The organism is Streptomyces sp. NPDC088097, assembly GCF_044741845.1.
Taxonomy (GTDB): Bacteria; Actinomycetota; Actinomycetes; order Streptomycetales; family Streptomycetaceae; genus Streptomyces.
Map to the genome: position 1 here is coordinate 119,859 of NZ_JBIUTJ010000013.1, position 12,031 is coordinate 131,889.

The following is a 12,031-nucleotide window of genomic DNA, read 5'->3' on the forward strand; positions in this document are numbered from 1 at the left end:
TGTTTTCGGACGCACTTGTGTCTTTGTCCGCAGGCTAGGCCCGGGGGAGGGGGTAGGGCATGCGCCGTTCGGGAGTGGTCCCCGCGCGTCCTTGTCCGTGACGGCCATAGGAAGGGAGGGCGGCGTGTCTCGTGGATCACGACGGGGTGCGGGGTCGTGGGCGGGGTCGGGCACTACATTGAGCGCCGCAGGGCTTCGCACGGGCAGGGGGCAGGGGTTCATGGACACCGAGGGCACGTACGACGGACAACCGACCCGAGCGGGTCACGTCCCGCGACCGGCGGGCCCTCCGCCGATGCCACCGACGGCCCCCCCGATGCCGACGACCGCACCCCACGTCCCGGCCCAGGGGGCGGCGTCCCCGCTGGCCGACTGGGTGCGGACCCCGCGACCGCGGGCGGACCCGGGGATCTGGCGCCTGGGCTACCGGCCGCGCCGCGCCGACGAGGCCGACCCGGCCACAGCCCGTTCCCTGCTGACCGGGGCGGCGATCTCGTTCCTGGCGTGCGTGCTGCTGTGGTCGCTGGTCACCAATCGCTACATCCCTTACATCGACGTGCCCCTCAAGCTCTTCACACCGAACGACTGGTGGAAGCTGGGCGACCCGGTGGACGGACGGGGGGCCGCAGCCCTGCAGGCCTACATGCTGCTGGTGACCGTGGCGCTGGTGGTGTGGTTCAGCCGGCTCGGATCCTGGGGACAGGCTTTCGACCGGCTCGTCGCCGCGCGCGGTCCGGGGGCCCGGGCCTTGGGGGCGATGGTGGGCGCACTCTTCGTCATGATGCTGATCTTCACGAACACGCTGACCCTCCTCGGCCTCGTCGGGGACCACCTGCCCTACGAGGACATGGGAGTGGAGACGCGCAACCTCGTCACGTACCTCGTGTACCTGGTCGTCACCATTCCCGTCCTCCTCTTCTTCGTCCGTCTCGCGCGCAAGCCCGCCTCCGCGGAGAAGCCGAGGATCCCGCGCGCCGCGCAGGAGCCCGCGGGGCCCGACCCCGTCGCGTGGTCCGAGGTGCGGGCCGTGGGGATGGGGGGTGTTGCCGACCGGTTGGAAGGGGAGGTTTTCGGCGGGCGGATGAACGACGTCGACTACGCGCGGATCCGGCGGGCCTGGGAGTCCGTGCAGGCCGATCCCTCCCGGCGGGAGGCCTTCGGGGAGGCGGTGCGGGCCAAGGGGGGCGGGGCCTGCGTGCACCCCTCCGGGGACCGGGACCTGCCCGTGCGGGCCGCCCGGCACGATCTGCTCGCCCGGCAGGTGCTCCTCGGCACCGTCGAGGACGGCGAGCGCAACCCCTACGCCCGTCGCGGCACCGACCTCGCCCTCGACCCCGAGGTCCTCGGGACCTCCCTGTTGGCCGTCGGGCCCTCCGGGACCGGGAAGACCGCCCGCCTGGTGCGGCCCGTCGTCGAGTCCCTCGCGCTGCAGGCCCTCGCCGGTCAGGCCGCCGTCATCGCCGTCGGCGCCGCCGGGGCCGGGCTCGGCCCCGACGCCGGCTTCGACGTGGTCGTCAGGGTCGGCGACCCCGAGTCCGTCCACGACCTCGACCTCTACGGCGGCACCGCCGACGCGGACGAGGCCGCCGCCCTCCTCGCGGAGGCCTTCGTCGGCGACGTCCCCGGCCTCGACCTCCGCCGGGCCACCACCGCCCTCGCCCAGCTGCTCGGACCCTTCCGCGCCGCCTACGGCCGCTTCCCCGCCGTGCCCGAGCTGCGCGAGCTGCTCGACGAGGTCCCCTCCGCCCTCACCACGCTCCGCCAGGCCCTCGACGGCACCGGCCGGCAGTCGATGCTCCGCGAGCTGGACGCGCGCCTGCGCCAGCAGGGAGCCCCCGGCGACCCCGGCCCGATGCTCGCCGACCGGGTCGCCCTGCTCGACCGGCCCGCCTTCGCCGGCTTCTTCGACCCCACCGGCCAGGGGCGCCCCTTCTCCATGCGGGCCCTGGAACACCCCATCCGGGTCCGCGTCGACCTCCCCGAACGCGGCCACGCCGACGCCTCCCGGATGCTGGCCCGGCTGCTCCTGGCCCAGTTCAACGCCGCCACCGCGGCCCGCGCGGACCGCTCGCTCTTCGCCTTCCTCGCCTTCGACGACGCCTCCCACACCCTCACCCCAGAGACGGTGCGCGGGGTCCAGCGGCTGCGCTCGGCGCATGCCGGGGTGCTGCTCACGCTGCGCACGCTGGACGACGTACCGGAGGCCCTGCGCACCCCGCTGCTCGGCGCCGTGGGCTGCCGGATGGCCTTCGCCGGGGTCACCACCTGGGACGGCAAGCGCTTCGCCGAGGCCTGGGGCACCGAATGGGTGGAGACCCGCGACGTCACCCACCGCACCGTCTTCGCCGACCAACCGCTGACCCGGGCGATCCACGCCTTCCGCAAGCTCGTCACGGGCAAGGCGGTGACCACGGACGCGGTGACCGTACGGCAGGTCGAGCGCGAGCGGTGGTCGGCCTCCGAGCTGGCGCACGCGGTGCCGGCGGGCTGCGCGGTGCTGTCCTTGACCTCGGTACGCGGGGAGCGGGCGGCCCCGCTGCTGGTCCGACTGGCCGGAACGGGCTGAGCGGACCCGTACGGGGTGGCAGAATCGAGAGGGGCCGTTCATACGACACGGCGAAAAACCCCCGGGGCCCCCGTGGTCCCGTAAGCCCTGCCCCTTCCTCCCGTCTAAGGCCGCTGGTACCCGATGCCGCTCACCCTCGCCTCGCTCGTCCAGCACTCGGCGCTGAAGCTCAGCGTCCGGGCGGGGGAGGGCCGTCTCGACACCCCCGTGCGCTGGGCCCACGTCAGCGAGCTCGCCGACCCCGTCCCCTACATGGAGGGCGGCGAGCTGCTGCTCGTCACCGCCATGAAGCTGGACGCGGACGACCCCGAGGAGATGCGCCGCTACGTCCGTCGCCTCGCGGCCGCGGGCGTCGTCGGGATCGGCTTCGCGATCGGCGTGAACTACGAGGCCGTCCCGGAGGCCCTCCTGGCCGCCGCCCGGGAGGAGGACCTGCCGCTGCTGGAGGTGCCCCGGCGCACCCCGTTCCTCGCGATCAGCAAGGCCGTCTCCGCCGCCCTCGCCGCCGACCAGTACCGGGCCGTCACCGCCGGCTTCGAGGCCCAGCGGGAACTGACCCGGGCCGCCCTCTCCGCCGACGGGCCCGCCGAGCTGCTGACGAAGCTGGCCGCGCACGTGCACGGCTGGGCGGCCCTCTACGACACCTCCGGGGCCGTGGTCGCCGCCGCCCCCGACTGGGCGGCCCGCCGGGCCGCCCGGCTCACCCCCGACGTGGAGCGGCTGCGGGAGCGGCCCGCCCCGGCCAGCGCCGTGGTCGGCGGTTCCGAGGACCGGGTCGAGCTGCAGTCCCTCGGCACCGGCCGGCGGCCCCGGGGCGCGCTGGCCGTGGGCACGGGAGCCCCGCTGGGCACCGCCGAGCGCTACGCCGTGCACTCCGCCGTCGCCCTGCTCACCCTGACCACGGAACGCTCCCGCTCCCTGCACGACGCCGAGTCCCGCCTCGGGGCGGCCGTGCTGCGCATGCTGCTGGAGGGGCAGGCCGAGCACGCCCGGGCCGTCGCCGGTGACCTGTACGGGGCCCTGCTGGAGGCGCCGTTCCGGATCGTCGTCGCCGAACCGGCCCTGCCCGGGACGGCCCAGCCGGAGGGCCTCGCGCTGCTGGCCGACGCGGTGGAGTCGGCGGCGGCCCGCACCGGGGAGACCCTCCTCGTGGTGCCGGAGCCCGGACGGCTCGTGGTCTTGGCCGCCGACGGCGGAGCCGCCGTCCAGGCCTGCGCCGACCACGCCGAGGCGCTGGAGTCCCGGCGCGGCAGGGACTCCACGGGGCCCGAACCGGACGAGCTGGTGATCGGCCTCTCGGCGCCCGCCGTCCCCACCGGGGTGGCGGCGGCCCTCAAACAGGCCGACCAGGCACTCGCGGTGGCCCGGCGCCGGGGGCGCCCGTTGGTCGAGCACGAGGACCTCGCGGCCGGATCCGTGCTCCCGCTGCTCGCCGACGACGCCGTACGCGCCTTCGCGGACGGCACCCTGCGGGCCCTGCGGGACCACGACGCGACCGGACGCGGGGACCTCGTGGCCTCCCTGCACGCCTGGCTCTCCCGCCACGGCCAGTGGGACGCCGCCGCCGCCGACCTGGGCGTCCACCGGCACACCCTGCGCTACCGGATGAAGCGCGTCGAGGAGATCCTCGGCCGCTCCCTGGACGACCCGGACGTCCGCATGGAGCTGTGGCTCGCCCTCAAGGCCAGCCCGCCCGAGACGCCCTGAGCCCCGCACCGGCGCTCCCGCACGTTCGGCCGGGGCCCGCACCGGCGCTCCCGCACGTGCGGCGGGAGTCGCGACACTGACAAAGCGGCGAACCGCCGGCCCGTGTCGCTCCATGCCGGACAAACGTCGAAACCCCCGCGGAGTCCTACGGTGGTGGGGACAAGGACCCCACCGCACAACCCGAAGGGCCGGGATTCGCATGACTTCCACCCACGCCTTCTGGCTCGCCGGCCGCCAGGCCACCGGCGAGGACAGCTTCGACGTCCACAACCCGTGGGACGGCCGGCTGGTCGCCGCCGTCAGCGTCCCCACCGACGCCCAGGTCGAAGAGGCCGTGGCCGCGGCGCACGCCGTGACGGCGGAGTTCTCCGCGACCCCCGCGCACGTGCGTGCCGCCGCCCTGGACCACGTGTCGAAGCGGCTCGCCGAGCGCACCGAGGAGATCGCCCTGCTGATCTCCGCGGAGAACGGCAAGCCCGTCAAGTGGGCCCGCGGTGAGGTCGGCCGTGCGGTGTCCGTGTTCCGCTTCGCCGCCGAAGAGGCCCGCCGCTTCAACGGCGGAGACGCCCAGCGCCTGGACACCGACGCCGGTGGCGTCGGCCGCCTGGCCCTGACCCGCCGCTTCGTCAAGGGCCCGGTCCTCGGCATCGCGCCGTTCAACTTCCCGCTGAACCTGTGCGCCCACAAGGTGGCCCCCGCCATCGCCGTCGGCGCGCCGATCATCCTGAAGCCGGCCCCGGCCACCCCGCTCTCCGGCCTGATCCTCGGCGAGCTGCTCGCCGAGACCGACCTCCCGGCCGGTTCCTGGTCGGTCCTGCCGGTCGCCAACGAGAAGATGCCGGCCCTGGTCAAGGACGACCGCCTGCCCGTCATCTCCTTCACCGGCTCCGACACCGTCGGCTACGCCATCCAGCAGTCGGTGCCCCACAAGCACTGCACCCTGGAGCTCGGCGGCAACGCCGCGGCCGTGGTCCTCGCCGACTGGTCCTCCGAGGCCGACCTCGACTGGGCCGCGACCCGTATCGCGACCTTCTCGAACTACCAGGCCGGTCAGTCCTGCATCTCCGTGCAGCGCGTGATCGCCGACGCCTCCGTCTACGACCGCCTCGCCGAGAAGATCGTCGAGAAGGTCCGCGCCCAGGTCACCGGCGACCCGTCCGACGACGCCACCGACGTCGGCCCCCTCGTCTCCGAGGTCGCCGCCCGGCGCGTGGAGACCTGGGTCGAGGAAGCCGTCTCCGCCGGCGCCAAGCTGCTCACGGGCGGCAAGCGCGAAGGCGCCACTGTGGAGCCGACCGTCCTCGCGGACGTTCCGGCCGGCGTGAAGCTCGCCACCGAAGAGGTCTTCGGCCCGGTCCTGACCCTGCTGCGCGTCGAGAACACCGACGAGGCCTTCGCCGCCGTCAACGACTCGAAGTTCGGCCTGCAGACCGGCGTCTTCACCCGTGACATCCAGGTCGCCTTCCGCGCCCACCGCGAGCTGGAGGTCGGCGGCGTGATCATCGGCGACGCCCCCTCCTACCGCGCCGACCAGATGCCCTACGGCGGCGTCAAGCAGTCCGGTGTCGGCCGCGAGGGCGTCCGCTACGCGATGGACGACTACACCTACGAGCGCGTCCTGGTCCTCACGGGCCTCGCCATCTGACCTGCTCGTACGGTCCCAGACCGACGGCCGGAGCCTACTGTGCGGGGGCTCCGGCCGTCCCCCATTTCCCGGACGCTTCCCGCGTGGCCCCTTTTCCCGGGGGCCCCGAGCGGGTACGACTCACTGGTAGCACCGATCGGCAGTCCCCCGATACGGCGAGGTGAGCACCCGGATGTCAGCGACACAGCCCGTGCGGCCCAAGGTCAGCGAGCGCGAGGCGCGCCAGGTCGCGGAAGCGGCCCGGGAACAGGACTGGGGCAGGCCCAGCTTCGCCAAGGAGCTCTTCCTCGGGCGGTTCCGGCTCGACCTGATCCACCCCCATCCCCTCCCCGCCCCCGAGGACGTCCGGCGCGGCGAGGCCTTCCTCGCCCGGCTGCGGGAGTTCTGCGAGAACGAGATCGACGGGCGGCGCATCGAGCGCGAGGCCAAGATCCCCGACGAGACCGTGCGCGGGCTCAAGGAACTGGGCGCCCTCGGGATGAAGATCGACCCCAAGTACGGCGGCCTCGGGCTGACCCAGGTCTACTACAACAAGGCGCTCGCCCTCGTCGGCTCCGTCAGCCCCGCCATCGGCGCCCTGCTCTCGGCGCACCAGTCGATCGGCGTCCCGCAGCCGCTGAAGATGTTCGGCACCCAGGAACAGAAGGACGCCTACCTCCCGCGCTGCGCCACCACCGCCATCAGCGCCTTCCTGCTGACCGAGCCCGACGTGGGCTCCGACCCGGCGCGCCTGGCCACCACCGCGGTCCCCGACGGCGACGACGCCTACGTCCTCGACGGGGTGAAGCTCTGGACCACCAACGGGGTCGTCGCCGACCTCCTCGTGGTGATGGCCCGGGTCCCCAAGAGCGAGAACCACCGCGGCGGGATCACCGCGTTCGTCGTCGAGGCCGACTCGCCGGGGATCACCGTCGAGCACCGCAACGCCTTCATGGGCCTGCGCGGCCTGGAGAACGGCGTCACCCGCTTCCACCGGGTCCGTGTCCCCGCCGACCAGCGCATCGGCGCCGAGGGCGCCGGGCTCAAGATCGCGCTGACCACCCTCAACACCGGCCGGCTGTCGCTGCCCGCGATGTGCGTCGGCGCCGGGAAGTGGTGCCTGAAGATCGCCCGAGAATGGTCCGGCGCACGCGAGCAGTGGGGCCGACCGGTCGCGCGGCACGAGGCCGTCGGCGCCAAGATCTCCTTCATCGCCGCCACCACCTTCGCCCTGGAGGCCGTGGTCGACCTGGCCTCCCAGATGGCCGACGAGGAACGCAACGACATCCGCATCGAGGCCGCCCTCGCCAAGCTCTACGGCTCCGAGATGGCCTGCCTCATGGCCGACGAGCTGGTCCAGATCCGCGGCGGACGCGGCTTCGAGACCGCCGAGTCCCTCGCCGCCCGGGGAGAACGGGCCGTCCCCGCCGAGCAGATGCTCCGCGACCTGCGCATCAACAGGATCTTCGAGGGCTCGACGGAGATCATGCACCTGCTGATCGCCCGCGAGGCCGTCGACGCCCACCTGGCGGTGGCCGGCGACCTCATCGACCCCGACAAGGCACTGGGCGACAAGGCCAAGGCCGGCGCCCGCGCCGCCGGTTTCTACGCCCGCTGGCTGCCCAAGCTCGCCACCGGCGCCGGCCAGGTCCCCGGCACCTACCGGGCGTTCCACCCCGACGACCACCCCGACCTCGCCACCCACCTGCGCTACGTCGAGCGCGGCTCCCGCAAACTCGCCCGGTCGACCTTCTACGCGATGTCCCGCTGGCAGGGCCGCATGGAGACCAAACAGGGCTTCCTCGGCCGTGTGGTCGACATCGGCGCCGAACTGTTCGCGATGAGCGCCGCCTGCGTGCGCGCCGAACACCTGCGGGCCGCGGGCGAGCACGGACGCGAGGCCTACCAGCTCGCCGACGCCTTCTGCCGGCAGTCCCGGCTGCGCGTCGAGGAGCTCTTCGGCCGGCTCTGGGACAACACCGACGACCTCGACCGCAAGGTCGTCGCCGGAGTCATGTCCGGCACCTACACCTGGCTGGAGGAGGGCATCCTCGACCCCTCGGGCGACGGCCCCTGGATCGCGGACGCCGCCCCCGGCCCCTCCACGCACGAAAACGTGCACCGTCCGCTGCGCTGACCTGCGATCATCGGCAGCAGTCGGATGGATGTACGAGCACGGGTACGGGTACGAACGCGAGGTGGGCTGCGATGTCTACGGCCATGGAAGACCGTGCGAGCCGGCGTCTGGCCCCGTGCGTGGCGCTGGTCCTGCGCCACGCACCGGACCACATCGCCCTCGACCTCCTGGGCCGGCTCGACGGCCCCACCCGCAAGTACCTCTGCCGCGACGAATGGCTGCCCGCCTCGACCGTGACGCTCCTGCTGCGCCACGGCACCGATCAGGACCGGCACTACGTCGCGCGCAACCCCCGGGTCCTCGGCCGGCCGCTGCCCGGCCTGCCCGGTCCGGCGCGCTACGCCGCCCGCCCCGGCCCCTCGCCCGAGCTGCTGGCGGACATCGGCCCCGGCCCCTTCGACCCCGACGAACTGCTCGCGCTCCTGCGGCGCTTCGGAGGCCGTCCCCGGATCCCCCTCACCCTGCTGCGCATGCCGCACGAGCCCCTCGACCCCGAGACCGTGCTGCGCGAGCACGCCCGCTCGCCGCTGCCGCCCGGGGCCGTCGAGGCCCTGTTGCTCGTCGGCGGGCTGACGCCGCAGACCGGGCGGGCGCTGCTCGACACCGGCCGACAGGAGCACCACCGGCGCTCCTGGCACCGCCCCGCCGTACGGGCCGTCCGCATGGGGCTGCTCACCTTCGACGAGCTCGTCGCCCACGTCGCCCCCGCGCACCGGACCCTGACCCTCGCCTACCCGCCCGAGTTCCGCAGGGGCCTGCGCTGGAACCTGCCTGAGTGGACGGGCATGCGCACGGCCGTCGCCCGGGCGCTGCGCCCCCTCGGCGACGACCCCCGGCTCTGGGCCGAGCTGCTCCGCCGGGCCCGGACCTCCCCGCTCTCCCTGCCGCGGCTCGTGGCGGCCCTGACCGGCGCCACCCCGGCCGGCGCCGCCACCCTGCCCGAGCCGGCGGAGAGCCCGGAGCCCCCCGGTCTGGAGCCCCCCGGTCTGGAGGCGGCGGTTCGTTCGCTGGCCCCGGGCTACGATCCCGCGCCGCCGGACGACGTGGAGCGCGAGCTGGCCCTGGTGAGCCTCGGGGTGCCGATGGAAAGCGTCGCGGAGGACATCCGCTGGATACGGGGCTGCCTCGGAAACCGGCTGATCAGCGGCGTGGACGTGATCCGGCACAAGGTGCCCGCCTGCTGGGCGCTGGACGAGGACCAGTGGCTCGGGGACCACGGCGCGAGCAACGCCGCGGACCGCCACGACTGGGCCGGCCCCGTGCTGGCCGCCCGGGCGGAGGCGGACCGGCTGTTCGCGCTGGCCCTGCGCGAGGACCCTGAGGCCTGGTGGCGGGTGGTCCGTACGCTCCCCGACTTCGCCGGTACGCTCCCGCACCTCCTCCTGCGGGTCACCGACGGGGACTCCGTGTCCACGCGCCCCTGAGTTGCGGCAACAATGGGGGGCATGAGCGACAGTCCAGCCCCCCTCGCCGACCCGCACCTCCTCTTCGACGCCGCGGCCGGCCGCCGGGACATCGTCATCCTCGGGTCGACCGGATCCATCGGCACCCAGGCCATCGACCTGGCCGTGCGCAACCCGGACCGGTTCCGGGTCACCGCCCTGTCCGCCGCGGGCGGGCGCGTCGGGCTGCTGGCCGAGCAGGCCCGGCTGCTGCGGGTGAACACCGTGGCCGTCGCGCGCGAGGACGTCGTACCGGCCCTCAAGGAGGCGCTGAGCGAGCGGTACGGGCCGTCCGAGGCGCTGCCGGAGATCCTGGCCGGACCGGACGCGGCCACCGCACTCGCCGCCTCCCCCTGTCACACCGTCCTCAACGGCATCACCGGCTCCATCGGCCTCGCGCCCACCCTCGCCGCGCTGCGCGCCGGCCGCACCCTGGCCCTCGCCAACAAGGAGTCGCTGATCGTCGGCGGTCCGCTGGTGAAGGCCCTGGCGAAGCCCGGCCAGATCATCCCGGTCGACTCCGAGCACGCCGCGCTCTTCCAGGCGCTGGCCGCCGGTACCCGCGCCGACGTCCGCAAGCTGGTCGTCACCGCCTCCGGCGGGCCCTTCCGCGGCCGTACCCGCGCGGAGCTGGCCGCGGTCACCGTCGCGGACGCCCTCGCCCACCCCACCTGGGCCATGGGCCCGGTCATCTCGGTCAACAGCGCGACCCTGGTCAACAAGGGGCTGGAGGTCATCGAGGCGCACCTGCTCTACGACATCCCCTTCGACCGCATCGAGGTCGTCGTCCACCCGCAGTCCTACGTCCACTCGATGGTCGAGTTCACCGACGGCTCCACCCTCGCCCAGGCCACCCCGCCGGACATGCGCGGACCCATCGCCATCGGCCTGGGCTGGCCCCAGCGGGTCCCGGACGCGGCGCCGGCCTTCGACTGGACCAAGGCGTCGAGCTGGGAGTTCTTCCCGCTGGACACCGAGGCCTTCCCGGCCGTCGGCCTGGCCCGCCACGTGGGCACCCTGGGCGGGACCGCGCCCGCCGTGTTCAATGCGGCGAACGAGGAGTGCGTGGAGGCGTTTTTGGCCGGTCGGATGCCGTTCACAGCAATCATGGATACGGTCTCTGCCGTGGTGGACGAACACGGCACACCGGAAGCGGGAACCCCGCTGACGGTCGAGGACGTCCTCGAAGCGGAGACCTGGGCCCGGGCCCGGGCACGGGAGCTGGCGGCGCGTGCCGCCGTGGAGGCGAGCGCATGACCCTGCTGCTGACCCTGATCGGCGTACTCGTCTTCGTCGTCGGGCTGCTCTTCTCCATCGCCTGGCACGAGCTGGGCCACCTCTCCACGGCCAAGCTCTTCGGCATCCGCGTGCCCCAGTACATGGTCGGCTTCGGCCGGACGGTCTGGTCGCGGAAGAAGGGCGACACCGAGTACGGGATCAAGGCGATCCCCATGGGCGGCTACATCCGCATGATCGGGATGTTCCCGCCCGGCGAGGACGGGAAGGTCACCGCCCGTTCCACCTCGCCCTTCCGGTCGATGATCGAGGACGCCCGCTCGGCGGCCTACGAGGAGCTCCAGCCCGGCGACGAGTCGCGGCTCTTCTACACGCGCAAGCCCTGGAAGCGCGTCATCGTGATGTTCGCGGGCCCCTTCATGAACCTGGTGCTCGCGCTGGCGCTCTTCTTCGGTGTCTGGATGACCTTCGGGATCAACCGGACCACCACCGAGATCGCCAGCGTCTCGCCCTGCGTCATCAAGCAGACCGACAAGCGCGACGTCTGCAAGCCCGGTGACCCGGTCGCTCCCTCGAAGGCCGCGGGCCTGCTGGCCGACGACCGGATCGTCGCCTTCAACGGCAAGAAGATCGCCGACTGGGCCTCCCTCCAGCAGCACATCCGCGACACCCTCGGACCGGCCACCGTCACCGTCGTGCGCGACGGCCGGCAGGTGACCGTGCCGGTGACCCTCATCGGCAACCAGGTCGCCAAGAGCGACGGGCACGGCGGCTACGTCAAGGGCGAGTACGTGACGGCCGGCTGGCTCGGCTTCAGCCCCAAGAACGAGATCGCGGCGCTCTCCTTCGGCGAGTCCGTCGACCACATGGGCGAGATCGTCGAGAGCAGCGTCCAGGGTCTGGTCAAGCTCCCCGCGAAGGTCCCCGCCCTGTGGAACGCGGCCTTCAGCGGCGCAGAGCGCGAGCCCGACTCCCCGATGGGCATCGTCGGAGCGGCCAGGATCAGCGGCGACATCGCCGCCCTGGAACTGCCGAGCGAGCAGAAGATGGCGATCCTGCTGAACGTGCTGGGCATGTTCAACCTCTCGTTGTTCCTGTTCAACATGCTGCCCCTGCTGCCCCTGGACGGCGGGCACATCGCGGGCGCGCTGTGGGAGTCCCTGCGGCGCCGGGTGGCCCGGCTCTTCCGGCGCGCCGACCCCGGCCCCTTCGACGTGGCCAAGCTGATGCCCGCCGCGTACGTGGTGGCCGGTGTCTTCGTCTGCTTCACGCTGCTGGTTTTCGTGGCCGACGTGGTCAACCCGATCAAGATCACCTAG

At 73.5% G+C, this 12,031-nt stretch carries 7 protein-coding genes; all 7 read left to right on the plus strand.

What is annotated here, in order from left to right; genetic code table 11:
* Positions 1 to 220 precede the first annotated feature (220 nt).
* Positions 221 to 2,566, plus strand: a complete 2,346-nt coding sequence (locus ACIOD1_RS28270; protein ID WP_401905390.1) for an ATP/GTP-binding protein — start codon at positions 221 to 223, stop codon at positions 2,564 to 2,566.
* A 123-nt stretch (positions 2,567 to 2,689) separates the two neighbouring features.
* Positions 2,690 to 4,273 carry a PucR family transcriptional regulator gene (locus ACIOD1_RS28275; protein WP_401905393.1) on the plus strand — a complete coding sequence of 528 codons (1,584 nt, stop codon included), beginning with the start codon at positions 2,690 to 2,692 and terminating at the stop codon, positions 4,271 to 4,273.
* 199 nt (positions 4,274 to 4,472) lie between these two features.
* Positions 4,473 to 5,918, plus strand: coding sequence for an aldehyde dehydrogenase family protein (locus ACIOD1_RS28280; protein ID WP_365623069.1), 1,446 nt, complete (start codon positions 4,473 to 4,475; stop codon positions 5,916 to 5,918).
* Positions 5,919 to 6,090: 172 nt separating this feature from the next.
* On the plus strand, positions 6,091 to 8,034 hold the full coding sequence (locus ACIOD1_RS28285; RefSeq protein WP_401905396.1) for an acyl-CoA dehydrogenase family protein: 1,944 nt from the start codon (positions 6,091 to 6,093) through the stop codon (positions 8,032 to 8,034).
* 71 nt (positions 8,035 to 8,105) lie between these two features.
* The gene (locus ACIOD1_RS28290) at positions 8,106 to 9,458 is read left to right on the plus strand and encodes a hypothetical protein (protein ID WP_401905398.1); all 1,353 of its coding nucleotides are present in this window, start codon (positions 8,106 to 8,108) and stop codon (positions 9,456 to 9,458) included.
* Between the two features lie 21 nt (positions 9,459 to 9,479).
* The gene (gene dxr, locus ACIOD1_RS28295; protein ID WP_401905401.1) at positions 9,480 to 10,733 is read left to right on the plus strand and encodes a 1-deoxy-D-xylulose-5-phosphate reductoisomerase; all 1,254 of its coding nucleotides are present in this window, start codon (positions 9,480 to 9,482) and stop codon (positions 10,731 to 10,733) included.
* A complete protein-coding gene (locus ACIOD1_RS28300; RefSeq protein ID WP_365623061.1) occupies positions 10,730 to 12,031 on the plus strand; it encodes a site-2 protease family protein in 1,302 nt (433 codons plus the stop codon). Before dxr ends, ACIOD1_RS28300 begins: the two co-directional genes overlap by 4 nt.